Origin of the sequence: Micromonospora sp. WMMD734 (assembly GCF_049178975.1) — a bacterium.
Classification (GTDB): Bacteria; Actinomycetota; Actinomycetes; order Mycobacteriales; family Micromonosporaceae; genus Micromonospora; species Micromonospora wenchangensis.
This window is the reverse complement of the sequence record NZ_JBMHMK010000001.1, coordinates 2,442,051-2,467,149: the sequence shown is the minus strand read 5'-3', so window position 1 is coordinate 2,467,149 and position 25,099 is coordinate 2,442,051. Positions and strand designations below refer to the sequence as shown.

24 protein-coding genes and 1 riboswitch are annotated in these 25,099 nt (G+C 75.6%); of the genes, 8 read left to right on the top strand and 16 right to left on the bottom strand.

What is annotated here, in order from left to right; genetic code table 11:
• The first annotated feature begins 18 nt into the window (after positions 1–18).
• Entirely contained in the window at positions 19–549 is a 531-nt protein-coding gene (locus ACN267_RS10405; RefSeq protein ID WP_281898033.1) for an adenylate kinase, read from the top strand.
• Between the two features lie 27 nt (positions 550–576).
• On the opposite strand, the gene ACN267_RS10400 is transcribed toward ACN267_RS10405, so the two are convergent.
• The 3 genes from ACN267_RS10400 to ACN267_RS10390 all read right to left on the bottom strand — a co-directional run bounded on the left by ACN267_RS10400 (position 577) and on the right by ACN267_RS10390 (position 2,640).
• Positions 577–1,383, bottom strand: coding sequence for a hypothetical protein (locus tag ACN267_RS10400; protein ID WP_204960223.1), 807 nt, complete (start codon positions 1,381–1,383; stop codon positions 577–579).
• A complete protein-coding gene (locus ACN267_RS10395) occupies positions 1,373–1,885 on the bottom strand; it encodes a SigE family RNA polymerase sigma factor (protein ID WP_204960222.1) in 513 nt (170 codons plus the stop codon). The genes ACN267_RS10400 and ACN267_RS10395 overlap by 11 nt, the downstream gene beginning before the upstream one ends.
• Before the next feature lie 134 nt (positions 1,886–2,019).
• Complete coding sequence (locus tag ACN267_RS10390) at positions 2,020–2,640, bottom strand: hypothetical protein (RefSeq protein WP_421488517.1); 621 nt, start codon at positions 2,638–2,640, stop codon at positions 2,020–2,022.
• 296 nt (positions 2,641–2,936) lie between these two features.
• Here ACN267_RS10390 and ACN267_RS10385 point away from each other — a divergent pair, with 296 nt between their 5' ends.
• Together ACN267_RS10385 and ACN267_RS10380 are read left to right on the top strand one after the other, a co-directional pair.
• Positions 2,937–3,341: a GNAT family N-acetyltransferase gene (locus ACN267_RS10385; protein WP_421488516.1), complete on the top strand. Its 405-nt coding sequence runs from the start codon at positions 2,937–2,939 to the stop codon at positions 3,339–3,341.
• Between the two features lie 106 nt (positions 3,342–3,447).
• The gene (locus tag ACN267_RS10380) at positions 3,448–4,062 is read left to right on the top strand and encodes a dihydrofolate reductase family protein (RefSeq protein ID WP_421488515.1); all 615 of its coding nucleotides are present in this window, start codon (positions 3,448–3,450) and stop codon (positions 4,060–4,062) included.
• 42 nt (positions 4,063–4,104) lie between these two features.
• Here ACN267_RS10380 and ACN267_RS10375 read toward each other — a convergent pair whose 3' ends face one another.
• The 10 genes from ACN267_RS10375 to ACN267_RS10330 all read right to left on the bottom strand — a co-directional run bounded on the left by ACN267_RS10375 (position 4,105) and on the right by ACN267_RS10330 (position 12,630).
• A complete protein-coding gene (locus tag ACN267_RS10375; protein WP_421488514.1) occupies positions 4,105–4,872 on the bottom strand; it encodes an ankyrin repeat domain-containing protein in 768 nt (255 codons plus the stop codon).
• Between the two features lie 122 nt (positions 4,873–4,994).
• Positions 4,995–5,603: a histidine phosphatase family protein gene (locus ACN267_RS10370; protein WP_421488513.1), complete on the bottom strand. Its 609-nt coding sequence runs from the start codon at positions 5,601–5,603 to the stop codon at positions 4,995–4,997.
• A complete protein-coding gene (locus ACN267_RS10365; RefSeq protein WP_421488512.1) occupies positions 5,600–6,403 on the bottom strand; it encodes a CbtA family protein in 804 nt (267 codons plus the stop codon). Before ACN267_RS10365 ends, ACN267_RS10370 begins: the two co-directional genes overlap by 4 nt.
• A complete protein-coding gene (locus ACN267_RS10360; RefSeq protein ID WP_281898019.1) occupies positions 6,394–6,597 on the bottom strand; it encodes a CbtB domain-containing protein in 204 nt (67 codons plus the stop codon). The genes ACN267_RS10365 and ACN267_RS10360 overlap by 10 nt, the downstream gene beginning before the upstream one ends.
• A gap of 34 nt (positions 6,598–6,631) precedes the next feature.
• Positions 6,632–6,773, bottom strand: a riboswitch (cobalamin riboswitch).
• A gap of 9 nt (positions 6,774–6,782) precedes the next feature.
• Complete coding sequence (locus ACN267_RS10355; protein WP_421488511.1) at positions 6,783–8,276, bottom strand: PepSY-associated TM helix domain-containing protein; 1,494 nt, start codon at positions 8,274–8,276, stop codon at positions 6,783–6,785.
• Between the two features lie 223 nt (positions 8,277–8,499).
• On the bottom strand, positions 8,500–9,099 hold the full coding sequence (locus ACN267_RS10350; protein ID WP_421488510.1) for a copper resistance CopC family protein: 600 nt from the start codon (positions 9,097–9,099) through the stop codon (positions 8,500–8,502).
• A gap of 8 nt (positions 9,100–9,107) precedes the next feature.
• Entirely contained in the window at positions 9,108–10,316 is a 1,209-nt protein-coding gene (locus tag ACN267_RS10345) for a Dyp-type peroxidase (protein ID WP_281903075.1), read from the bottom strand.
• A 23-nt stretch (positions 10,317–10,339) separates the two neighbouring features.
• Positions 10,340–10,960 (bottom strand): copper chaperone PCu(A)C, encoded by a 621-nt coding sequence (locus ACN267_RS10340; protein ID WP_421488509.1) that lies wholly within the window; start codon positions 10,958–10,960, stop codon positions 10,340–10,342.
• Positions 10,961–11,144: 184 nt separating this feature from the next.
• Positions 11,145–11,984, bottom strand: coding sequence for a zf-HC2 domain-containing protein (locus ACN267_RS10335; protein ID WP_204960216.1), 840 nt, complete (start codon positions 11,982–11,984; stop codon positions 11,145–11,147).
• 76 nt (positions 11,985–12,060) lie between these two features.
• The gene (locus tag ACN267_RS10330) at positions 12,061–12,630 is read right to left on the bottom strand and encodes a sigma-70 family RNA polymerase sigma factor (RefSeq protein WP_281898015.1); all 570 of its coding nucleotides are present in this window, start codon (positions 12,628–12,630) and stop codon (positions 12,061–12,063) included.
• A gap of 328 nt (positions 12,631–12,958) precedes the next feature.
• Here ACN267_RS10330 and ACN267_RS10325 point away from each other — a divergent pair, with 328 nt between their 5' ends.
• Both ACN267_RS10325 and pdxY read left to right on the top strand, forming a co-directional pair.
• Positions 12,959–15,076, top strand: coding sequence for a copper resistance CopC family protein (locus ACN267_RS10325; RefSeq protein WP_421488508.1), 2,118 nt, complete (start codon positions 12,959–12,961; stop codon positions 15,074–15,076).
• Positions 15,077–15,226: 150 nt separating this feature from the next.
• The gene (gene pdxY, locus ACN267_RS10320) at positions 15,227–16,078 is read left to right on the top strand and encodes a pyridoxal kinase PdxY (protein ID WP_204960213.1); all 852 of its coding nucleotides are present in this window, start codon (positions 15,227–15,229) and stop codon (positions 16,076–16,078) included.
• On the opposite strand, the gene ACN267_RS10315 is transcribed toward pdxY, so the two are convergent.
• Entirely contained in the window at positions 16,056–17,498 is a 1,443-nt protein-coding gene (locus ACN267_RS10315) for a PLP-dependent aminotransferase family protein (RefSeq protein WP_204960212.1), read from the bottom strand. The two genes, pdxY and ACN267_RS10315, sit on opposite strands and share 23 nt — an antisense overlap.
• 40 nt (positions 17,499–17,538) lie before the next feature.
• Here ACN267_RS10315 and ACN267_RS10310 point away from each other — a divergent pair, with 40 nt between their 5' ends.
• Entirely contained in the window at positions 17,539–18,495 is a 957-nt protein-coding gene (locus ACN267_RS10310) for a DMT family transporter (RefSeq protein WP_421488507.1), read from the top strand.
• Here the strand turns inward: ACN267_RS10310 and ACN267_RS10305 are convergent.
• Entirely contained in the window at positions 18,470–18,952 is a 483-nt protein-coding gene (locus ACN267_RS10305) for a hypothetical protein (protein WP_204960210.1), read from the bottom strand. The two genes, ACN267_RS10310 and ACN267_RS10305, sit on opposite strands and share 26 nt — an antisense overlap.
• Positions 18,953–19,143: 191 nt before the next feature.
• Between ACN267_RS10305 and ACN267_RS10300 the strand changes: the two genes are divergently transcribed.
• Positions 19,144–21,255, top strand: coding sequence for a hypothetical protein (locus tag ACN267_RS10300; RefSeq protein ID WP_421488506.1), 2,112 nt, complete (start codon positions 19,144–19,146; stop codon positions 21,253–21,255).
• Here the strand turns inward: ACN267_RS10300 and ACN267_RS10295 are convergent.
• Positions 21,201–23,324 carry a hypothetical protein gene (locus tag ACN267_RS10295; protein ID WP_421488505.1) on the bottom strand — a complete coding sequence of 708 codons (2,124 nt, stop codon included), beginning with the start codon at positions 23,322–23,324 and terminating at the stop codon, positions 21,201–21,203. The genes ACN267_RS10300 and ACN267_RS10295 overlap by 55 nt on opposite strands.
• Positions 23,325–23,597: 273 nt before the next feature.
• On the opposite strand from ACN267_RS10295, the gene ACN267_RS10290 reads away from it, so the two are divergent.
• Entirely contained in the window at positions 23,598–25,082 is a 1,485-nt protein-coding gene (locus ACN267_RS10290; protein WP_204960207.1) for a S8 family serine peptidase, read from the top strand.
• The last annotated feature ends 17 nt before the right edge of the window (positions 25,083–25,099 follow it).

Below are 25,099 nucleotides of genomic sequence, written 5' to 3'. Positions count from 1 at the left end.
GCTGCGTAGGCTGCCCGGATGAGCGCTCCGTCCCGCATCCTGGTCTACGGGGTGTACGGCGCGGGCAAGTCCACACTCGCCGCGGAACTGGCCGACCGGCTGGGCCTGCCCTGGCACCCCGTCGACGACCTGCTGTGGCTGCCCGGCTGGGTCGAGGTGCCGGTCGCCGAGCAACGCGACCGGATCACCCGGATCTGCCAGGGCGAACAGTGGATCATCGACGGGGCCTACCACGGGTGGCGGGACGTGCCGCTGGGCCGCGCCGACCTGGTCGTCGCCCTGGACTACCCGCGCTGGCTGTCCTTCGGGCGGTTGCTGCGCCGCACCCTCCGCCGGCTGGTGACCGGCGAGGTGATCTGCAACGGCAACCGGGAGACACTGCGCAGCGTGCTGTCCCGGGACTCGATCCTGCTCTGGCACGTCGGCGCGTACGGCCGGGCCCGCCGCCGGATGCGGGCCTGGCAGACCGACCCCACCGGGCCGCCTGTGCTGCGCTTCGACTCCCCGGCGGAACTGGACCGCTGGCTGGCCGGCCTGCCCCGACGGTGAGCGCGGCCACCCGCGCCCGGGCCGGGCTCAGCCCTGCGGTGCGGGGCCGTTGTCGACGAACCGGAACACCGTCGTCAGCGGGGCGTCGCCCAGTTCCTCGAGGATCAGCCCGCGACGGCTGGAGTACTGCAGGTACGCCGAGTTGTTGCTGACGGCGTAGGTCCGCTGGCCACCGGCCGTACCGTCGACGGTGATCGAGAACAGTTGCCGTGGCTCCGTCGGCTCACACGGGGCCCCGGCCACGGTGAGCGGCTGGGAACCCGACGACCGGACCTGCCAACAGGCAAGGTCGCCGTCGGCGTCCGGTTCGGCGGTCCGGACCAGGTAGGTGCCGGAACCCTGGGGTACGAAGACGAACAGCGACCGGCCTTCGTCGCCGTCGACCTCACCGAGGCGACCGTCGTCGAGCAGGGACACCGCGCCCTCCGCCGCCGCGGACCGCACCAGGGCGTACCGGCGCTGCCCGAGCCGCAACGGATCGGCGGTCGCCGAACCCTGCGGTGTGGCATCCGTCGCGCCGGGCGTCGGGCCACCGGTGGCCGGGGTACGCGGCGTCGGCCCGGTGGACGGGGTCGCCGTGGGCGGCGTCGACGTCGTGGCGGGCGGACCGACGGGCACGGTGGCCTGCGGCGGCCCTGCCAGGCGGGCCACGGCGAAACCGGCCCCCAGCGTCCCCAGCACCACGACCCCCACCGCGGCCGTCGCGACGTGCCGCTGCCGACGCCTGCGGTCGCCCCGCCGGCGGACCTCGGCGACCGTGGCGAGCCGACCGGTCTGCCCGGCGTGCCGGGCCAGCCCCCGCAGGGCGTCGTCGAGCATGTCGTCAGACCCCATGGCCCCTCCCCGCCGTCGTCTGCTGTTCGTCGCCGCTCAGGTACCCGGCCAGGCCCCGGCGGCCCCGGGCCAGCCGGGTCTTGACGGTGTTCGGATTCGCCCGGGTCTCCACGGCGATCTCGGCCACGCTGAGGCCGACCAGATGGTGCAGCACGATCGCCCGGCGCTGCTCGCCGGGGATGCGCCGCAACGCCTCGACCAGCACGACATGATCGACCGAGATCGCATCGACCTGCTGGGCGACCGCCTCCCGACGGTGGGCCCGCACCCGGTTCACCGTCTTGCGCCAGGCGCTCACCGCGATCCGGTACGCCACCTTGCGCACCCACGCCTCGGGGCTGTCGCACTCCCGCACCGTCGACCAGCGGCTCCAGGCACGGGCGTACGCCTCGGCCACCGCGTCCTCGGCCTCGGTACGGCTGCCGACCATCGCGTACACCTGCCCCAGCACCCGCTGGGCCGACGAGGCGTAGAACGCGTCGAACTCCTCGGCGTCACGCATCGATCACGATCTCCACCCACCCGCTCGCCTCTGGTCCCGTCCCACCCTGCGCCCGGCCCCGCCCGCCGCTGTCGCGCCCCGTTCCGGTCGGGTCGGCCGGCGTCGTGCCCCCGGCCGACCCGCCCGGCCCACCGTCACCGTCCGGCCGGTGCCGGCCCGTTGTCGGTGAACCGGAAACTGCTGGTCGGCGGGGCGTCACCCAACTCCTCGAGGATGAGACCGGAGCGCGCGGAGGTCCGCAGGAACGCCCCGGCGCTGCTGATCAGGTACGACGGCGTGCTGCCGGCCGCCGCGACGATCTCGAACTGCTGGCGCGCGTCGTCGCTGCGGCAGGTGGCCGCCTGCACCACCAACGGCTGGCTGTTGCCCGGATTATGCACCCGCCAGCACAGCGGGCCGGCACTGGTCCGGGCGTACGCCTTGATCAGGTACTTCCCACCGCCCAGCGGGGTCGGTACGAACAGCTGCCGCCCCTGGTCGTCGTCGACCTCGGCCAACCGCCCGGAGTCGGTCAGCGACAGGCCGCCCTCGAACGACCCGACCCGGACGATCGTGTACTGCCGGGTGCCGGTGAACCCGCGCGGGGCGGAACTCGTCTTCGGCGGGGTGGCGGACAGCCCCACCGCCACGGCCGCCGGCTTGCGCTGCGGCTCGGCCCCGGGCGCCTCGGCCTCGGGCCGGGTCTGCGCACAGGCCGCCATTGCGCCGGTCAGGGCCAGCAACCCGACGCCCGCGAGCCATCGTTTCGTCGACATCGTCCGCTCCTTCTGGTGGGGGATCGCGGTCGGCGTACCGGCCCGATGGTCGCCGCCGGTGCCCGACTCACCCCTCAGGACGTCCGGAACCGCCCCCGGGTTTCACCACCCGCCACGATCTTTTTCCGCCACCGGCGACGGGATCGCAGCATCCCCCGTCCGGCGGGAGTACTTTCGGCGGGTGCCCGACCTGGTCGCCCCCCACCGCCCGCCTGCGTGACGCCTGGCAGGAAGCGCACGCGGAGTGGGGGCCGGGGCAGCACGAGGACGGGTTCGGACTGTGCCCGTCCGACGACGTGGACTCGCCGGCCGGGTTCGCCGCGTGGCTGGTACGACTGACACCACCGCCGGACCGGACCGTGGCCCCCGGCGACATCTGCACCTACCGCTGGATCATCGAGCGGGGGCAGGTGCTCGGCGGGATCGCCCTGCGCCCCGACTGTGACGAGCAGGCACCCTGGGCCGGCCACCTCGGGTACGGCATTCGTCCGTCCGCCCGTCGCCGGGGGCTGGCCAGCTGGGCGGTGCGACGGATGATGGAGGAGGCGCGGCTACTCGGTCGGGAACGGCTGCTGGTTGTGTGCGCGACCGACAACGTCGCCTCCGCGCGGACGATCGAGCGGTGCGGCGGCCTCTTCGAAGGCGTCGGGGACACCCGGTTCGGCCCCACCCGACGCTACTGGATCATGCTGCGCGGATAGGCCCTGCTCACGACAGGCCGGACCGGCGACCGGGGATGGGCGGTGCCCGATCGGGGAGTTTGGGATGCTGAGCCGGTCCGGTTACCGACCCGAAGGGACCCTTCCGATGGCAAAGGTCATCTCCACGCTGTTCATCTCGGCCGACGGCGTGGCCGAGATCGACCCCGACTGGCACTTCCCGTACTTCGACGACAACATGGGGCGGGCCGTCAGCGCGGACTACGATGCCGCCGACGTGCTGCTGTTCGGCCGGGAGACCTACGACAGCTTCGCCGGGGCGTGGCCCGACCGGGAGGCCGCCGGTGGCGACGACGCGCCCTTCGCCAAGCAGCTCGGTGACCTGCGCAAGGTGGTCGTCACGCGGCAGGCGAGGGAGCTGCCCTGGCGCAACTCCGAGGTGCTGGACGGCGACCTCGTCGATGTCGTCACGGCGCTGCGCGACGACCCCGGTGTCGGCGGCGTCCTCATCCCCGGTTCGATCTCCGTGGTGCAGCAGCTGCTCGCCGCCGGTCTCGTCGACGAACTACGGCTGCTGGTGCACCCGGTGGCGGCGCGCAAGGGCCGCCGGCTGTTCGACGACGGGGGCAGCCCGTACCACCTGCGGGTGACCACGACCGAGGTGTACCCGACCGGGGTGATCCGGGTGATCTACGCGCCGACCGACGCCCCGGCGGCGGCCGGCTACGACGAGGCCAAGGAGCAGCTGGCCGCCGGGGAGTAGCCCGCAGCCGTCGCGTCGGGACGCGCGGTGGGTGTACCCGGGTCAGCCGTTGGCATCGGGCGGGTGCGGGCCCAGCTCGGCGGCGGTGACGGCACCTCGCGCCCGCAGCCAGCCGACCAGTTCGGTGGCACCGCGCCGGACGGCCGCGTCCAGGGCGGTGCGGTGCTCCCACGGCGGCACCCGGTTGAGCCGCGCGCCGCGTGTCCACAGGTACCCGGCGCAGGACTGCCGCCCGCCGTGGCAGGCACCCCAGAACGCCCAGTCGATCTCGTCGGTCGACGGCGGGGTGTCACCGGTGCAGGCCCGCTCCACCCGGTCGTGCAGGCCGAGCGTCGCCGCGTCGACGAGGGTGGTGCGGGCGCCCCGGACGACCAGCCGGAACGCCGCCCGCCACTGGGCGAAGGCCCGCGCGTTGGCCAGCGGCGTACCGTCGGCGATCACGCTCCCGGGAGCTTCGATGTCGGCGCCGGCGTCCAGCAGGGCGTCGACGACGTCCACGTCGTCGCAGCTGGCTGCCCAGTGCAGCGGGGTCTCCCGGTGCGGACCGGCGAACCGGGCGTCGACGTCGGCACCGGCGGCGACCAGCGCGGCGACGGTGTCGGCACCACGCGGGAACCGGCCCGGCCAGTCGGTGACCACGTGCAGCAGGGTGCGGACCCCGCCGACCCGGTCGACGATGTGCCCGGCGGCCAACCCCGGGTGCGTGCTGAGCAGCGACCACAGCCGGGCGAGGTCACCGTCGCGGATCGCCCCGGTCACCGCGACCGCCAACGGATCGTCGGCGGCGAGCAGCGACGGATCACCGGTCATCTGCGCGACCCTACCCGCAGCCGGTTGCCGTGCCCCGCCGCCCGGGTAGGGCGGGGTCAGGACCGAGTCTCACCGCCACCGGCCCGCACCGCCACCTTGGTCGCCGGAGGCGGACCGGCCGGTCATGGTGCATGCCGGTCTCCGGGCCCGGCCGGCGCGGTGAACCGGAGCTGCCACCGCTGGCCGTACCGGCTGAGGCGCACCACCGCCAGGGGGGCGACGTCCAGCCGGGGCAGGGCGGCCATCGGCAGGCCGAGCGCGTGCACGATCGCCACCCGGACCACCATCGGATGGGTCACCGCGACGATCCGCCGGCCCGGCCCGAGCCGGTCGTCGAGCCAGCCGGCGACCCGCTCGCGCAGCGCGACGAGGGACTCCCCGCCGTGCGGCGTCGCCCCGGGCGTCTCCCACCACTGGCGCAGCGCCCCGGGCTCGCGCGCCCCGACGTCGGCCAGGCTGCGCCCGGCCCAGCCGGCGTAGTCGCAGTCGGCCAGCGCGGCCTCGACGGTGGGCCGTAACCCCAGGGCGTACGCGGTCTGCACCGGTGCGGTCGCCGGGCTGGTCAGACAGGTGTCCACGGTGCCCAGTGGCCCGGTCCGGCCGTGACCGGCCAGGGCGAGGGCGGCCTGTCGACCGCCCTCGTCCAGGTCGTCGTCGCCCGCGCCGAACACCGCCCGCCGCAGCGCGCCGGTGTGGGCGTGGGCGACCAGCCGCAGGCTGGTCGAGGTCACGGGCGGGCCGGCGTGCCCTGACCGGTCAGCGGCGCACGGGCCCGGTCGCCGGGGCGCGGCCCTGCGGTGCGTCGGCTCATCAGGGCGCTGAACAACAGACCGAGGGCGGTCCACAGCACCACCTGGGTGCCGAGCGAGGCCAGCCGGAAGTTCCACAGCAGGGCTGCCGGGAAGTCCTCCGGGACCTCCTGGAACGACGGCAGGACGACGTACCCGACGCCGGCGACCAGGACGAACCCGCCGAGGGCCGCGCCGCACCGTTGCCAGGGCGGCGCGTCGGCGCGGACCGACCGGTAGCCCAGGGTGCCCGCCCAGACGGCCACCAGGCCGAGCACCACCAACGCCAGGTAGGCGGCGGTGCGCTGGTCGATGGTGTCGGGGTTGCCCACCGCCGGGGGATTGGCCGGGTACTTCCCGAACGGCACGAGCACTACGCCGAGCAGGGCACCGCCCGCCAGCAGCAACGCCGTCCGGCCGTCGTCGGCGGCCGGGAACCGTCGGCGCAGCAGCACGTACGCGGTCGCGAGCAGGCCACCCATCGCCGTCCCGAACAGGCCGGTGGCCAGGAACAGGCCGAACCGCTGCCCGTCCCGGCCGACCAGGTCCTCGGCGTGGTGGTCGTCGGCCACCGGCCCGGTGTGGGTGGCGGCCTCCTCGATCGCGATGGCCGCGTCGATGCGCGGCTCACCGGCGAGGTAGCCGAAACCGCCCGCGAGTAGACCGGCGACGAGGCCGGCGAGGAGCCCGCGGAGCAGGACGGTGACGAAGGTGGGTGGGTTGTGGGCAGCGGTCAGTGGCACGGGACACCGAGCAGGTGCCGGCCGTCGTGCATCAGTTCGTGCAGGAACATGCCGCTGCGCGAGACCGCCCCCTGGTCGAACGCGACCAGGTAGGTGAGCAGCAGGAGTACGCCGACGACGGCCAGGGCCGTCCACCACAGACGGGTGGACCCGACGGGGTGCACCAGCGGCTGGGCAGGAGTGGGACTCGACATGGGATTCGAACCTTCCCGGGGATGACGCGTCCCCATCGCAAGGCTGCGGACGACCGAGCGTCCTGGCTCACGGACCCGTCGACGACGGAACCGCTCACAGTGGCGCGACCGCGCCGGATTCCCACCGGCTTACCTCGCGACGCCGCAGATAGTGGGTCGACCGTAACGGCGCGACCCCCGACCGGTCAATCGTCGCCCGGGGAATGTGACGTGCCGGCCGGGGGCGGCACGTCATCCGCCGGCCGGTGCGGGGCGGCGTCGCGGCGACGTCGGGCCGCCACGCCCAGGGCGACGTCGACGACGAGGAAGGCGAGCAGGCTCAGCCCGAGCAGGGGCAAGGCCCAGCCGATCGCCGCCACCACCGGTACGCCGACGGGCACCGCCCACCACGGCAGGCCCCGCACACCACCCCGGGGTGGCGGAGTGCCGGTGCGGGCCCGGCGGTCCGCCCGGGTGGGCCGGCGCTGCCACCACATCCGGTAGCCCCAGACGACGACGCAGAGCAGCCCGAGGGCCAGCGCGGCGAGCAGGATCTGGTTGACCGGGCCGAGGAGCACCCCCATGTGGGCCTGGATGCCGAGTCCACTGAGCTGGGCCAGCAGCGGCCAGTCGGCGAAGTCGCTGCGGGCGGTGACCGTCCCCGTCGTGGGGTCGACGGCGACCCGGTCCTTGGCCACCGGCCAGGTGTTGTCGACCTGGGTGACCGTCCAGGCCGAGCCCGGCTCGCCGGGGGCGATCTCGACCGGGCCGGCCAGCCCGGCCGTCCGGGCGGCGGTCAGCACCCGGTCGAAGGCGGCCGACTCGACCACCCCGCCGGCCCCGGCGGCACCGTGGTGGCCGCCACCGGGGTCGGCCGGAGCCGGTCCGGCGGCGAGGGCGGTGGAGAGTTGCGGGGCGCGGGCGTCGAGGGCGTCGAGACCGGCGCCGAAGTTCGCCCCGGCGTACCGGGACCAGGTCAACCCGGTGGCCGCGAGGAACAGCAGGCCGACGGTGAGCCAGATCCCGGTGGTGGCGTGCCAGCTGCGGGTCCGGCGCACCCCGCGGGCGGCGGTCAGGTCCGGTACGAGCAGGTGCCGCGCGGTGGACCGGGAGGCGCGGCGGCGACGCCACCACAGCACCACCCCGCCGAGCGCGAGCACCCACAGCCAGCTCGCGGCGAGCTCCGAGTAGTGCCGGCCGACCGCGCCCAGGTGCAGGTTGCGGTGCAGGTCGTCCAGCCAGGTGGTGGCCGGTGTGGACCCGAACCAGGTGGTGAGCTGCCCCTGCACCCGGCCGGTGTACGGGTCGACGTACACGGTGTGCTGCTTGTCCGCCAGCTCCGGCACCGTGAACACCACCCTCGTGGTCCGGTCGCCGGTGCCGGGCTGCACCGCGCTGACGCTGCCCTCCGGATGGGCGTTGCGGGCCGCCCCGACCTGGTCGGCCACCGGCACCGGGCGCTCACCCACCTGCGTCACGGTCAACACCTCGCCGTAGAGCGCCGCGTCCACCTGCGGGGCCACCGTGTAGGCGAGCCCGGTCAACGCGGCGACCACCAGGAACGGCGCGACCAGGATGCCGGCGTAGAAGTGCAGCCGCAGCAGCAGCGCGCCGAACGGGGAGCCACCCCGGGCCGGCCGGGCGGGTGGGGCGGGTTCCGGCCTCGGCGGGTCGGACAACTCAGTGACAGACATATCCATCCGATCGAATGTGTTGGATGTATTCGATGGTCGCCCCGTGCCTGCGGGTCAGCCGATTCCCTGCGATCGGCCCCGCCTGGTGAGGTAGTCGCAGCGGACGTCCCCGCGGTTCCCGGCACATGTCCGGACGGGCCGGCGGCGTCACGGGTCCACAAGGGACGACCGTCTGCCGGCACGGGTCTGCCGACCGCGACCGCCTGCGGCCCAGCGGCGGCGGGTGGCTTCAGGGGCGCCGCGACCGGCGTCGCCGACGCAGCAGGGCTGCTGCGGCCAGCAGGACGACTACCGCGCTGCCGGCGGCACCGACGACGGTGGACCGCCCGCCGCCGCGCCCCACCGCGACGGCCGCAGCGGTCGGCGGGTCGGGGGACGCGGTGGGCGGACCGGGGGACGGCGCGGCCGGACCGGCCGGGTCGGCCACGGTGAACGGGTACGACCCCTGCACCGGGTGCCCGTCGGCGGAGACCACCCGGTACGCCACGGTGTACGTCCCGTTGGGCAGGGGACCGGTCACCCGGACGGCTCCCGTCGTGCCGGAGACCACCGGATCGCCGGTAGGGACACGTCGCTTCGTCCCGTCGGTCAGCACGATGGTGGTGAATGTCGGGTCGAGCCGGGCCAGGAACTCCAGCGTGATCGCGGTGGGCGCGTGGGTCAGCGTCGCGTCCCGGGCCGGCGAGGCGGACCGCAGGCCGTTGTGCGCCCGGGCCGGCGGGGCGGCGACGAACAGGCTCAGCACGCCGGCCAGCAGCGCGGCGACGAACCGGCCGGTGACTCGGCGGGGCGGCCCGGCGGCCCGGCGGGACGGTGACCTGGTCGTCATGGGCCGGTTCACCCGAGGACCTGCTGGCCGATCCACCCGTCGGGCGGGCAACCGGGTGGGACGGCGAATACGGCGGAGCCGATCGGGGTGGTCCACTCGTTGAGCAGGTCCCGGTCGGCGAGTCGACGTTGGATGGGCAGGAACTGGGCGGTGACGTCGGCCTGGTACGAGGCGAAGATCAGGCCACTGTCGGCGTGCCCCTGAGGGGAGGGCACACCGTCGTAGTTGTACGGGCGGCGCAGGATCTTCAACCGGTCGTCGGTGACCCGGGCCCGGGTGAGATGGGAGAAGTCGGGGATGACGGTGAGCCCGTCGTCGCCGACCGCGGCGAAGTCGGGCTCGTCGTGCTCGCCGGTGCCGGTGAGCGGGGCGCCGGTGTCGAGCCGACGGCCGACGGCGAGTTCCCGGTCGGTACGGCCGAGCAGGTCCCAGGTCTCCAGGTTCATGCTGATCCGGCGGATTACCAGGGTGGTGCTGTCGCGCAGCCAGTCCGGACCGTCGGGCACCCAGACGGCGGTGTCCAACGCGACGCCGGGGCGGGGGTTGGCGGTGCCGTCGAGCTGGCCGAACAGGTTACGTTGGGTGTGCCCGGCGGGCTCGACGCCGGGGCTGCGCCGGAAGCCCTGCTGCACCCATGCGACGGTGGCGAAGGGCCGGCTGTCCTTGACCAGCACCCGCTGGGCGTGCGCGACGGTGACCGCGTCGTCGGCGCAGATCTGCACCAGCAGGTCCCCACCGGACCAGGCCGGTCGGAGCCGGTCGATCCGCAACGCCGGCAGGTCGGCCACCGACGCCGGCCGCCTGTCGTCGACGCCCGCTGCCCGATAGAGGCCGGGACCGAAACCGAAGGTCACGGTCAGCCGCGCCGGCAGCAGCCCGAGTTCGGCCTCGGTGTCGGCCAACGCCGGCCGGCCCTGGGTGAGCCGGGCGGCGTCATCGCTGAGCAGCCGCAGCAGCCGGCCCAGCGCCGCCCGGTCGGTTCCCGGTCGCAGGGTGAACGCGACGAACGCGGCGTGGGCCTGCGGCTCGGTGGCCACGCCCGCCTGCCGGGGCCCGTGAAACGGCTCGACCAGGCTGCCGACGGCCGCCACCGGACTCGGTTGCGGCACGCCCGGCCCGTCGCTCGGGCCGTCCCGCCCGGCGACGACCACCGCGCCGCCGGCCAGCGCGCCCCCCGCCGCCAGTGCCCCGCCGGCGAGCAGGCCACGCCGGCCCACCGCACGGACCCCCGGGTGTCCGGTCACGACGTCGGTCCGGTCGTCGGCTGTCCGCTCATGGCCGGCTGTCCGCTCGGCTGCGGCACGGGAGCGCCGTGGCCGGGGGCGTAGCTCTCCTGCGCCCCGGTGAACGGCTTTGCCACGGCGGTGAACTGCTGGGTCCGGCCGTCGGCGAAGGTGAGGGTCACGGTGACCTCGTCGCCGGCCCGCACCGGCTGGCGGAGGTCGATCAGCATCAGGTGGTCGCCGCCGGGCTCCAACACGTGGGTGCCCTTCGCCCTGATCACGATGCCGCCCTGCTTCTGCCGCATGATCATCTTGCCGTCCTGCATGGTCATCTCGTGCAGTTCCAGCGCCGACACGGTGGTGCTGGCCCCGGTGAGCGTGACGTCGGCGTCGCTGTCGTTGACAAGCGTCCCGAAGGCCGCCGTCATGCCCTTGTCGGCCGCCTTCACCCACGGGTCCCGGATGCCGATCACCCCGGCGGGGGTGCTCGCCGGGGCCGAGGCGCCCGGCCGGGGGCCCGACGCCGGGTCGGCCGGGCCGCAGCCGGCGGTGCCCACGGCCAGCAGGGCGGCGGTGGTGGTGGCGGCGAAGACGACTGACGCGCGTCGATTCGTGCCGAGTGGACCGGTGGGACGCATGGGTTCTTCCTCCGTTGTGCCGATGCTCTGTCCCGTTGGTCGGTCACCTGTCGCCGATAGTTCCGGCCGGTCGGGATTGTCCTCTCCCGGGTGACCCGACCGCCGTGCCGGCCGTCCCGCTGGCGGACCGGTTGACGTCGCCGGGTTGCGGAGGCGGTGCCGTGCCGGCCGGGCGGCGTCCGGGTCAGGCGGCCGACCGGTCGCGGGTCCGCGCCGTGCCCGGGTGCGGCGGCAACAGGCGCAACGTCGGGGTGGCGGTGGGTACGTCGTCCGCGCGCAGCCGCCAGGCGGGCCGGTCACCCCGGCCGCGTCCCGCCGGGCCGTCCGGCCGCAGCCGGGGCCGGGACAGCGCGACCACGATCAGATAACCGGTGAGCAGGAACCCGTGACTGACCAGCCGGGTCGGCTCCACCCGGCCGGTGACCAGGTCGTTGGCCGAGAGCAGCACGAGCGCGCCGACGAAGGCGCTCAACATCGGCAGCAGCCCCCCGGTCGGGGTGCGTCGGGCGGCCACGACGAGGAAACCCGCGCCGACAGCGATGTTCCACGCGGCCGACTCGTGCCACAAATGCCCGGACGCCAGCGTGTCGAGCGCCCCGTGGGCGTGCCCGGCGGCCGGGCCCCGGCCGACCTGGGTCAGCCCCAGCACCAGTTGCAGGGCGCCGATGAGGGCCAGCCCGGCGCGCAGGCCCGGCACGAGCCGGTCCCGCAGCCGGCGGCGGGCGGGGAGCGCGGCCAGCACGACGTCGGCGAGATCCGGACGGGCCGCAGTGCCCACCGGTGCCGGCCCTGCCGGGGTGGCGGTCGTCGACCGTAGCCGACGGGGTGTGCCGACGGCCGGGTCGCAGCGGTCGGCGGTGGAGAGCGTCAGGCGGGACCGTCGGGCCACCGTCGCGGCCTGGTCACACCAGATCCGGCAGTCCGCGCACCCGTCCAGGTGCGCGTCCGCCGCCATCCGCTCGGCCGGGGTCTCCTCGCCGTCCAACTGTGCCGACAGGATCTCCCGCCACTGCTCACACCCCATGTACAGGTAGTCGGCCGGCAGGGCGTGATGGTTCCCGTAACCTCTCCCGGGCCAGGTCGCGGCCCGGGGTCGGCGGTCAGCCGGCGGCGCTTCCCGGCCGGCGGCGGATCGCCTGGGGATTCCCCTCGACCGCCGCGACGAGATCCTCGCGGGCCCGGGCGACCCGGGACCGGATGGTGCCGACCGGGCAGCCGCACACCTCGGCCGCCTCGGCGTAGGACAGGCCGAGGACCTGGGTGGCGACGAACGCCTCCCGCCGGTCGGCGGGCAGGGCCAGCAGCAGGTCGTTGAGGACCACCTCGCCGTCGAAGCCGCTGCCCCGGGTGTCCGGCGTGTCGTGCCACTCGGACAGCGGCACCGTACGCGGACGCGACGTGGCGGCCCGGACGTGGTCGACGGCGGTCCGGCGGGCGATGCCGAGCAGCCACGTGCGGGCCGACGAACGGGCGGCGAACGACGGTAGCGACCGCATCGCCCGCAGGTAGGTCTCCTGGGTGAGGTCGTCGGCCTCGGCCGGGCTGATCAGGTGCGCGACGAACCGTCGTACGTGCTGCTGGGTCGCCCGAATGAAGCGGGCCGCGGCCTCCCGGTCACCCCGACCGGCGGCCAGCGCCCACGCGGTGACCTCCGCGTCGTCGTCGCCCACCTGCCACCTCCGTGTCCGGTTCTGCCGCCTGCCTGCCCCCGTCGTCGTCCGGCAACGGTAACGACGGGGTGTAGTAGGTCCCGGGTGAGCGTACGTCATACCCGGCGTCACCCCCGCCCACTGGTACGGACGGGAGGCGTCGGCGGATCATCCGTACCGGGATCGGGACGGCAGGCCCACCGTGACCGGCCGGGCACGTGGTGCACAGCCGTGACCGAGTTTTGATCATCTTGACCTCAGCTTGGGACGCCATAGCCAAAACTTTTGCTATCTGCGTAAAAAGTTAGTGAACTATTGATTGAAGTCCGCTCTTCGTGAGGATGATCCGATGCGCTGTCCCGCTCCAGCCACCGGACCCGCCGGGCGTACCCTCGCCGGCCTGCTCGCCCTCGTGTTCGCGGTGGCGGTGGTCCTGCTACCCACCACTGCGGCAGAGGCGCACGGCACGCTGGCGATGTCCACCCCGGCGGCCAACGCCACGGTGGCCGAGCCGCTGACGACGGTGGAGCTGTACTTCACCGAGCAGGTCGCGGCGAACGCGTACTTCACCGTCACCGGGCCCGGCGGCGGCCGGGTCGACGACGGTTGGCGGCAGGGCGCCCCCCGTCCCCTGGACAAGCCGGTCCGGGAGTACCTGCTGGTCAACGGCACGTTCGAGCCGAAGGAGTACAGCACCGGCTACCCGGCGGTGGTGACCCTGGCCCACCTGCCGGCGGCCGGCCAGTACGCGGTCAGCTACCTGTCGGTGGCCTCCGACGGCGAGCCGGTCCGGGGCACCATGACCTTCCGCTACACCGGACGCCCGACCGCCGCGCCAGCCGGCTGGCAGCCCCCGGTCGACCAGCCGGACCCGGCGCTGGTGGCCGCCGCCGAACAGCACGCCACCTCAGGACACGCCCCCGGCCAGGCAACGTCCGCGGTGCCGACCGCACCGGTGACCGCCGCCGCGTCGGCCGCCCCGGCGGCCGCCGCCCCCGACGACGGGGACGGCCTCGGATGGCTGGCCTGGGCCGGCGGGGCGGCGCTGGTCGCGGCGGCCGTCGGCTTCGCGGCGTGGCGGCGTCGTGCGGTGCCCGCCACCCGGCCCGCCGGTCGGCCCCGCCCCGGGCGGACTGCCGCCCGGTCGGGGGGCGGCAGCCGGGTCAACCGGTCGAAGACGACGGGTGGTGGGACGACGGGCGGTGGCAGGAAGACGGCCCGTCCCGCCGCCGCCCGACGTGCAGTGGTCACCGCCCCGGTGACGACCCCCGCCAGGACCGGCGCGGCCTCGGCCCAGGCGGTCCCGGCTGCGGCCCAGGCTGCCCCGGCCTCGGGTAAGGCTGCCCCGGCCTCCGGCAAGGCGAGACGACTCCCCGCCGGGGCGGCTCCGGCCACGGCGGCGGGGACGGTCACGGCCAGGGCGGGGTCCGCCGAAGCGACCTCCGGGGCCGCCGAGACGGCACCCGCCGCCGCCGAGACGGCATCCGCCGAGACGTCCGCCGCCGACGAGACGGCATCCGCCGCTGCCGCGCCGAATGCCGGGGGTCGACTGGGCAACACGGGTCTCGCGTTGCTGGTCGGAGGGCTGGTGGTGGCCCTGCTGGCGGGCTTCGGGCTCGGCCGGATCGGCTCGGGCGCGCGACCCGCCGACGGCACCACCGCCGCCCCGCCGGCCACCGGTGCGGCGCTTTCGGCCGGGGACGGGCACCAGCACGGGCCCGGCACCGGGGCGCACACCCATCCCGGCGACGCCGGTGGTGCCCAGGCGCAGGTGACCGGGCTGTCGGTCAACGCCGGTGGCTACACCGTGCAGCCGACGACCCGGACCCAACCGGCCGGCGTCCGCGCCGACTACCGGTTCCGCATCGTCGGCGCGGACGGCAAACCGGCGACCCGGTTCGCGGTCGTCCACGACAAGCCGCTGCACCTGGTCGTGGTGGGGCGGGACCTGAGCGGATACCAGCACCTGCACCCGACCATGACCTCGGACGGCACCTGGAGCGTCCCGCTGACGCTGACCCGGCCCGGTGGCTACCGGATCTATGCCGACTTCTCCGTGACCGGCGTCGACGGCACCACGGTCCCGCTGGTGCTGGGGGTCGACCACCAGGTGCCCGGCGCGCACGCCCCGGTCCCGCTGCCGCCGGCCGCCTCGCAGTCGACGGCCGGGCCGTTCACGGTGACGATGGGCGGCAGCCCCACGGTGGGGGTGACCGTGCCGCTGTCCTTCCGGCTAGACGGCGTCGACCCGGCCCGCCTGGAGCGCTACCTGGGGGCGTACGGGCACCTGGTGGTGGTACGCGAGGGCGACCTCGGCTATGTGCACGTCCACCCCGACCAGGAACTGGTGGACGGGACGGTGCGGTTCTGGCTGACCGCGCCGAGCGCGGGCCGCTACCGGGCGTTCTTCGACTTCCAGGTCGACGGGAAGGTACACACCGCGCAGTACACCCTCGACCTGACCTGAGCGCGGTTGCGGCCGACCCCGCGTGCGCCGCGCGGGACCGGCCGCAACCGCGCCTTCCGGCCCGGCAGTGGGGTGAATCCCGACCCGGCAGTGGGGGTGAATCGGTGGGCCCGTACCCGGGCTGTCAGGGGGAACAGCCATGATGATCCGGTGAAGATCCTGTCCATCCAGTCCTCCGTCGCCTACGGCCACGTCGGCAACTCGGCGGCCGTGTTCCCCCTCCAGCGCCTCGGGCACGAGGTCTGGCCGGTGCTCACCGTGCACTTCTCCAACCACACCGGCTACGGCGCGTGGCGCGGGCCGTTGCTGGCCCCGGCCGACGTGGCCGAGGTGATCGAGGGCATCGCCGACCGGGGGGTGCTCGGCACCGCCGACGCGGTGCTGTCGGGCTACCAGGGCGACCCGGCGATGGGCGCGGTCATCCTCGCCGCGGTCGACCGGGTCCGGGCGGCCAACCCGGACGCGGTCTACTGCTGCGACCCGGTGATGGGCGACACCGGCCGGGGGATGTTCGTCCGGCCCGGCATCCCGGAGTATCTGCGCGACGTCGTGGTCCCGCGCGCCGACATCATCACCCCGAACCACTTCGAACTGGACTTCCTCGCCGGCCGGACGACCACCTCGCTGACTGCCGTGCTGGACGCCGTCGACGTGGTCCGCGCCACCGGGCCCCGGGACGTCCTGGTGACCAGCGTGCTGCACGACGACGTGCCGGCCGGCTCGCTGGAGGTGGTGGCCGTCTCGGACGAGGGCGCCTGGGCGGTGACCACACCGCTGCTGCCGATCAACCCGAACGGCGGTGGCGACGTCACCGCCGCGCTCTACCTGGCCCACCTGCGGACGACGGGCTCACCGGCGCTCGCGCTGGAACGCACCATCGCCTCGGTCTTCACCGTGCTGGAGCGGACCCTCGTGGCCGGCACCCGGGAGATCCAGCTGGTCGCCGCCCAGGACGCCATCGCCGACCCGCCGGCCCGGTTCACCGCCCGCCGGCTGCGGTGACGTCGGCGTCCCGGCGTCCGGGGCGGGCGGCCGGCAGGACCCGGGCGAGCCGCCGGACGGCCTCGTCCATCACCTCGGGCGGGGCGCAGGCGTAGCTCAGGCGCAGGTGCGGGGCCGGGGGCTCGGCGGCGTACCAGGGACGGCCGGGGAAGACGACGACCCCGGCGGCGGCTGCGGCGGCGGCGACCGCGACGTCGTCGGTGCCCTCCGGCAGCCGGACCCACAGGTGCAGCCCGCCGCGCGGGACCGGCTGCCCGGCGAGGGCGGGCAGGTGCCGGCGGAGCGCGCCCAGCAACGCCTCGCGGCGGGCGTGCAGCGCGGAACGCAGGGCCCGCCGGTGCCGCTTCCAGGCCGGCGCGGTGACGAACTCCATCGTGGCCTGTTGCAGCGGCCCGGCGACGAAGAGGTCGTCGAGCAGCCGCGCCGCCCGCAGCCGGTGGCCAGCCGGACCCCGTGCGCCGATCGCCGCGACCCGCAATCCGGGGGCGGCGGACTTGGTCAGCGACCGCAGGTAGACGACGTGCCCGTCGGGGTCGTCGGCGGCCAGCGGCGGTGGGGCCGACCCGTCGATGGTGAGGTCACGGGCGTAGTCGTCCTCGATCAGGAACGCTCCGGCGTCGCGTACCGCGTCGGCCACGAGGGCCCGGCGGTGCGGGGCGAGCGTCGCACCGTGCGGGTTGGCGTACAACGGTTGACAGTAGAACAACCGGGCGCCGGTCCGGGCGAACGCGCCGGCGAGCTGGTCGGGGCGTACCCCGTCGGGGTCGGCGGGCACCGGCACCACCCGCAGCCCGGCGGCCCGCGCGGCGGCCAGCGCGCCCAGGTAGGTCGGGGACTCCACCAGCAGTGTGTCGCCGGGCGCGGCGAGTGCCCGCAGCGTCGACGACAGCGCCGCCTGCCCGCCCGAGCAGATCACCATGTCCTCGGCGCGCAGCCCGCCCCCGGCATCCCGGGCGAACCAGGCGCGCAGATCCGCCCGGCCCGACGTCGGGCCGCGCTGCCAGGACGCGGGCTGCCGCGCGGCGCGGGTCAGCGCGGCACCGAGCGCGGCGTCGGGTTGGAGATCGGCGTCGAGGTAGCCGCCGGAGAGCGGGATCGCCCCGGCCGGCGGCAGCGCCAGCAGCGCCTGCATCTCGTCCTCGCCGGGTCGGCGGGGGCCGAGCGCCACGGTCTGCCAGGAAACGTCGGCGGCGGGCCGCTGCGGGGGCGCGACGGCGGCCACGAAGGTGCCTCGGCCGGCGCGCGCCTCGATCAGCCCTTCGGCCACCAGGTGCCGGACGGCTGCGGCGACGGTCACCGGCGAGGCGTGGTGCCGGGCGGTCAGCTCCCGCACCGACGGTAGCCGGTCGCCCGGCGCGGCGGCAGCCGCCGCCCGACGCAGATCGTGGATAACGCGATCGGCTGCGTTATCGTTATTCATGAGAGAGCATGGTAGTGCTACTGCGTCCCGCACGGTAACAGTGGACCGGTTGACCGGTCTCGCGCTGGGGGCGCTGGGCGTGTTCGCCTTCAGCATGTCGCTGCCGGCCACCCGGGTCGCGGTGCAGCAGCTCGACCCGTGGTTCGTGGCCTTCGGCCGGGCCGTCGGCGCGGCCCTGCTGGCCGGGGCCTATCTGGGCGGCACCGGCGGGCCACGACCCACCCCCGTGCAGCGGCGGCGGTTGGCGGTCGTCGCCCTCGGCGTGGTGGTCGGGTTCCCGCTGTTCACCTCGCTGGCGTTGACCGAACGGACCGCCGCGCACGGCGCGGTGGTGATCACCGTGCTACCGGCCGTGACCGCTGTTTTCGCGGTGCTGCGCAGCGGCGAACGGCCCCCGCCGGCGTTCTGGCTGGCCAGCGGCGTCGGCCTGGTGGCGGTGCTGGCCTTCCTGGCCGTCGGTGGCGCGGTGCACGGTGCACCGGCCCCGTCGGACCTGTTCCTGCTCGTCGCGGTCCTGCTCTGCGGCCTGGGGTACGCCGAGGGCGGCGCGCTCGCCCGCCAACTGGGCGGCGCCCGGACGATCTGTTGGGCGCTGCTCTACGCACTGCCGGTCACCGGTGCCGCGACCCTCGTCGCCGCCGTGGCCCACCCACCCCGGGCGGACACCGGCACCTGGACGGCGTTCGGCTACCTGACCGTGGTCTCCATGTTCCTGGGCTTCTTCGCCTGGTACGCGGGTCTGGCCCGGGGCGGCGTCGCCCGGGTCGGCCAGCTCCAACTCGGACAGCCGGTGCTCACCCTGCTCTGGTCGGCCCTGCTGCTCGGCGAGCACGTCGCGCCAGCCACCCTCGGCACCGCCCTGCTGGTGCTGGTCAGCGTGGTGCTGATCCAACGCACCCGGGACCGGGCCGCGACCCCGCCTGCGGCCGGTGACCACCCCGCCCCGGGGGACCGACCGGCCCCGGACCGGCTCAGGGGGAGGTCGAGAGCGTGCTGAGCAGGCCGAAGCCCCCGCAGCAGAGCACCCCCAGCACGGCCAGCGTGACGAGCAGGATGCTGTAGTTCGACCACATGCCGAACTTCGTCACGTCGGTGCCCTGCCCGTCGTGGACCCGGTTGCGCCAACCGCCGAAGCGGAACGACAGCGGGTACACCATCGCGGGCTGCACGGTGAGCGCGGTGGTGACGATCGGGATGCCCATGAAGTCCGTGTAGCGGATGTCGTGCGCGCCGGCCGGCACGGCCACGTACCAGGTCCCCTCGCCGGGGATCGGCACCACCCGTCCGTCGACCTTGAACCGGCTGGTGGACGGGACGGGCACCAGGTACGGGCCCCGGTTGACCGAGACGGCCAGCACCGCGTGCCCCGGCGGCGGGGGGATCGGCTGCGGGTAGGCGGTCAACGGCGCTGGGCCGGGCGCGGACGGGTACGACGGCTGAGGGGGGTACGACATCGCCACATCCTGGCATGACCGTCGGGCGCGGTGCGCGCGGGCGGCATGCCGCCAGCCGGACCCGACGGCACCCGTACGCACCGCCGCCCGCCGGGCAGGACGATCCGGCTCGCGTTGAACCGTCGGCACCCCGGTTCGTATAAGGGGGCCGGGACGGGAGGATGTCGGTGGGACCAAGGGTGTGGAAAGCGATGGTGGGGATGCGGCGGGCCTTTGTCACGGTGCTGCTGGCCGGGATCGCGCTGCTCGTGGCGGCACAGCCGACGCAGGCGGCGGGCGTGGCGCAGCCGCTGGGTGCGGTGCGGCCGGTCCATGCGGTGCCGGCCGAAACCGGTCGGTACTACGTGGTCGGGCCACCCGTGGACGGGCAACGGGAGTACCTCTACGCCATCGCGCTGCGCACCCTCGGTAACGGCAACCGGTTCCGGGAGATCGTCGAACTCAACGTCGGCCGGGTCCAGCCCGACGGCGAGACGTTCACCGACGGGGTGGTCCTGCATCCCGGCTGGCGGCTCGTGCTGCCCAGGGACGCGCAGGGCCAGGGGGTACGGATCGGCCGGCTGCCGCAACTGGGCCCACGGTCACCGGCCCCGGCCAGCCCCAGCCCACGCGCCTCGACCCGCCCCGCCTCGACCCCGCGTACGGTGGCCCCGTCGTCCGCAGCGCCCTCCCGTCCGGCCGGGACCGTCGTCGCGAGCACCAGGGCGGTCGCCCGGCCCCCCGACCCCCCGCAGGCCGGCGGCGGGTTGGACCCGCTACTGATCCGGGTCGGCGCCGGGCTGCTGGCGGTCTTCTTCGCCGCCGTGGCAGTGCTGCTGCTGCGTCGAAGCGGGCCCCGCCGACTGGTGCTGGAGGACGACGGGCCGTGGCCGCCGCAGCGGCACCACACCCCGACCCCCGCCGAACTCGCCGCCGGGCCGGTGGCCGACGAGGTGGGCACCGGCCGGCCTCCGGTCACCCGACCGACGCCCGCACCGTCCGCGCCGCCGTCGCCGCCGTCGCCCCCGCCGCTCACCAGGCCGGTCATGGCACCGGCCCGACGACCGGCCCCACCGGCGGTCACCCCGCCGATGCTGCCTCCGCCGCCGTCGGTGGTCCTGCCGGCACCGCCCACCGCCGCCCGGCCCACCGCCGCCCGGCCCACCGCCGCCCGGCCCACTGTCACCGGGCCCACCGCCCTGCCGGCGTCGTCCCCGGCAGCCGCACCGGAACCACTGCCGGGCACCGCGAGCCCACAGGCGTCGGTCCGGCCGGAACCGACAGTCCCGCCGGAGCCGGTCTCCCTGCCGGGACCGGCCGCGGTGCCGGGGCCGACCGTAGTGCCGGGACCGGCCGCGGTGCCGGAGCCGACCGTAGCGCCGGGACCGGCCGCGGTGCCGGAGCCGACCGTAGCGCCGGAACCGACCGTAGCGCCGGCTCCGGCGGCACTGCCGGGACCGGGAACCGCCGTGGCGGTACCGGAGGCGGCGGGCCCCCCGGCGACGGTGGGCGGGCTGCCCGGGAAGCCGGTCTGGCCGCCCCGGGCACCACAGTCGGCACCACCCCGACCGACGACGGTCGACCGCCCGGCCGTCCCGCCGCCGGTCGGCGTGACGGTGGGCGTCCCACCGCCGCCGGCCCCGACGCCACCGCCGACCGGTGCCGCCGTCGCACCGGCTGCGGTGGCCTCCGTCGGGCCCGCCGACGTGCCGGCCGGGGCGGAGCTGCCACGCCCGGCGGTGCCGACCGGCAACGAGGTCCCGTACCTGAGCACCGAGCTGGAGACCGAACTCGGGCCGATCCGGGTCCGGCTGGTCGGGGTCGCGGCGGGCCGGGGTGCGCCCGCGTACGCCTGGCTCGGCCCGGACGAGGCCGCGCCCCCGGCGACCCTGCCCCTGGTGCTGGGCCACCGGGGACCGTGGCGGTTACACGTCGACCTGGGGCGGGCACCCGACGTGCTCACCCTGGTCGGCGACACCGACGACTGCCGGCGCACGGCCGCCCTGTTCGCCGGGCGGCTGCGGGCCGGCGGGATCGGCGTGGCCACGGTGGGCGACGTGCTCGGCGGGCAGGCCCCGGAGGGGTGCCGCACCCTGTCGGGGCTGCCGACGGCGACCGCCCCCGACGCCGAGCCGCCCGCGCCGTACGTGGTGTTCACCCCCGGCCTGGCCGGTGCGGAACTGGCCGGGGCACGGCGACTCGCCACGGACACCGGCGGGCGGTGCGTGCCGGTGGTGATCGGACCGGTGCCGGCCGGCCGGTGGTCGGTTCAGGTGTCCACGGTCGACGGCGGGTCCACCACCCGGGCCGGTACGGCGGACTGAAGGCCGGCGGCGGCGGACGGCAGCGGCCCCGGGGTGACCTCCCCGATCCGCTGCCAGCCGCCCGCCTGCGCCCGGTAGGCGCGCTGCACCACGATCCGGTCGTACGAGCGGCTGCCGAGGACCAGGTCGACCCCCGCCCGGTGCAGCCGGTCCACCCTGCTCCCGACCAGGGTCAACCCGGCCAGCATGGTGTGCGTGGCCCCGACGTCGACGGTGCGTCCCGCCGGCACCCGGACCTCCACCAACAACCGGCCCGGCCGGGCCACCGGCCGCTGCTGGTAGAGCGGCAGCCAGCCCCGGGGCAGCCCCCGGGACCGGGCCGGCAGCAGCGCGTACGCCTGCCGGGTGCCGAAGCCGGGCCAGCGGCGGACGTCGTTCGGCAACCCGGCGACCGACCGGTTGGTGGGTGCCGGCCGGATCCGCAGGGGTTCGCCGTCGGCGTCCATGGTGGGCAGCAGGCGGCTGAACCCGTCCGAGCGGAATCCGCCCACCAGCCGGACCCGGTCCAGCCGGGCGGCCGGCAGCAGGTAGGTGTCGGGGCTGCCCAGGACGTACTTGAACCGTGCCGGCACGTGGGCCCGCAGGACCGCCATCGGGATCGCGCCGCCGGGGGAGATCCGCACCCGCAGCAGGTCGCTGCCGGCGGGGGCGGACCGGGGGTCGAGGAACGCGGCCACGAACAACTCGACGCCGGGCACCCCGTCGCTGACCGCCCGCGCCGGGTCACCCTCGACGAGGACGTACGCCTCGAACGTCGCGGCGTTGACCTGCTGGCCGCGCCGCAACCAGGGTGGACCGTAGTCGGCCGCGCGGCGGCTCTCGGTGACCAGGGCGGGCCGGGGGAGGGGCGTGGCCGGCTGTTCAGCCGCCCCGGCGTCGTCGACCGGCGTACGGGACGCCGGGTCGGCCGGGTCGGTCGGAAGGGACGCGTCGGTGCCGTCCGGTCCGGGGGCCGGGTCGTCGGCGCGCGCCGGTGCCCGGTGGCCGTCGGCCGCTTCGGCGTCGACGCCCCCGGTGGCGGGTGAGGCGACCACGATCCGTTCCCGGACCAGCCGGGACACCAGCAGCCCCTCGGGGGTCGCGTCCAGGGTCGACGGGCCGTCGGCGTACCTCGGTCGGTGTGCCTGCCACCTGGCGACCGCGCCCGTCGGGTCGAACGCCCGCAGGTCACGCCGGTCGTCGATCAGCTCGGCCCGGCCGCCCGCAGGTGGGGTCCAGACGGTGGCCCCGGTCGTCTCGGCCAGCTCGACCACCTCCGCGACGAGCCGGGCCTGCTCGTCGGCGTCGGACGGCCAGGTCAACCAGAGCCGCAGGTCGGCGCCGTAGAGCGGCAGGTCGCCGAGGAGCGCGGCGAGCTGCCCGCCGCTGTGCACGTCCTGGGTGCCGCTGTAGGTGCCGACCAGGAAACCGCCGGAGCGGGCGGTGACGGCGACGGTGACCACCCCGGTCGACGCGCCGAGCCGGTGCGCGGTGGCCCGCCTGGTCACGAAGTCGGCCCGGGTGGCCAGGGCGAGGCCGTCCGGCAGCGGCAGGCCCACCACCCCGGTACGGGGACGGACCAGCCCGTCGCCCACCGCGAACCAGCCGGGCAGCGAGGTGGCGAGGTCCGGCGGCTGGAGCACGAGCCAGTCCATCGGCTGGCGGGTCACCCGGTCCAGTGGCACCGCGTCCAGTGGCCCGCTGTCGGCGGCCGGCCGGGCGGGCCCGGTGGTCGACCGGTCGACGGCGTGCCTGATGTCCGAGCCGTCCGGGCTGACCAGCACGTCGTGCCCGAGCAGCCCGGCCACCTCGGTGAACAGGTCGAGGTGCCGGGCCCCGTCGTCGGCGAGGATCCGGACGTCCTGTGCCGCGTCCGCGCCGTGCCGGACCAGGGTGGCGACGGCCCGCGCGTCGAGCGGCCGGCCGGGGGCGGTGGGCACCACCAGCCGCCCGCCGGGACCGGAGGCCAGCCAGAGGTCGTACAGGCCGGCGATGCGGCGGTGCCGGCGCACGTCGAACCGGCGGGTGGCCGGCACCCGGTCCAAGCCGTTGCCGCCCACCGGCTCCGCCGTGCGCCCGAGCCCGTTCACCGCCGCCCCACCTTCGTCTCCACCGGCACCTGATCGTCCGGCCGTCGTTCGTCGCCACCGTCGCCGGTGGACGTCCGCCTGCCGGTCACCCGTCCCCACCGGGGGACGGCCCGAGGAGATGTTCCCGTCATCGGCGGCCGGTACCCTCGGCTGACCTCATGACGAGGATCATGGAAATCTGGTTCAGATTGATTTGAACGGACCGGCCGCTCATCCGCAATAGACGGTGAAGGCCGGTGACGCTCGGCCATGGTGACTGAAGGGGGACACCCAGTGCTGGCGAAGCGCTCGATCCTTGCCCGCCTGCTCGCGGTGGTGATGGCCGGTTGCGTGCTGATGACGCCGACCGGGCCGGCTGCGGCGAGGGCCGCCAACGATCCACAGCCGTACGTGAAGTACTACGTGGTCGCGGCGCAGTACCAGGGCCAGCCGGAGAGCCTCACGGCGATCGCCCGGCGGTTCCTCGGCAGCGGCGAACGGTCCGCGGAGATCTACCACCTCAACACCGGCCGGGTGCAGCCCGACGGGTCCCGGCTGACCGACCCGGGCAGCCTGAAGGCCGGCTGGCAGTTGGTGTTGCCCTGGGACGCGGCCGGCGAGGGGGTGAAGTACGGCCAGCTCCCGACCGGCAAGCGACCCACCCCGAGTGCCCGGCCCTCCGGCGGGGCCGACCCCACGCCCAGGGCCGTCAGCCCGAGCCCGACTCCGAGCCCGACCCGGACGGGCGGCAGCCCCCGACCGGGCGCGACCGGTCCGAAGTGCACCGCCACCACCGGGTCGAGCAGCCGGTCGGACTGGGCGCAGCTGCGGATGGCCGCCGACAGCGCCTGGACCCTGACCCGTGGCAACGGGGTCAAGGTGGCGGTGGTCGACACCGGGGTCGACGCGAGCGTGCAGCAGCTCAGCGGCCGGGTGGCGGTCGGCGCGGACGTGACCGTCGGCAACGGGCGGGGGGACACCGACTGCCTGGGCAGCGGCACCGCGATGGCGGGCATCATCGCCGGTGACAGCAGCGTCGACGGCAGCCCGGTGGGCATCGCGCCGGACGCCACCATCCTGCCGGTACGGGTGGTGCGCGGTTCGGGTGCCGCGCGGGCAGCCGACGCGGCGAACGCCATCGAGGTGGCGGTCAGCGCCGGCGCGTCGGTCGTCGCGGTCGGCTCGCACGTCGACCTCGGTGACCCGGCGGTGGCGTCGTCCGTGGCCACCGCCCTCGACCACGACGTCCTGCTGGTGGCCGGTGCGCCGACCAAGGCGGTGACGCCGCCGTCCCCGGCCGGCCGGTCCGGGGGCGGGGCGCTGCTGTTCACCGGTGGCGTCGGTGCCGGCGACCAGCTCGCCGAGCAGTACGTGGAGGGCGGGGTGGAGGTGGTCGCGCCCGGGGTGGACGTGGCGAGCCTCGGCGTGGGCGGCGGCAAGGCGGTCAGCAACACCGGCACCGAGTTCGCCGTCGCGTTCGTCGCCGGGCAGGCGGCGTTGATCCGGGCGGCCCAGCCCGACCTGACCGCCGCCCAGGTCAAGGAGCGCATCCGCAGCACCGCCGACGCGATCGGCACGGCCCCCGACGCCAGGTACGGCTCCGGCATGATCAACCCGGCCGCCTCGGTGTCGGTGGCGGTGGACGACCGTAACCAGGTGGCCAGCCAGCAGCAGGGCAACAACGGCGCGGCGCTCGCCGTCATCCTCGGTGTCGCGCTGCTCTGCGGCGTCGGTGTGGTCTTCGGCCTGCGCCTGCGCCGCCGCCGGTTCGCCGGCTGAGGCCCGGAACAACGGCC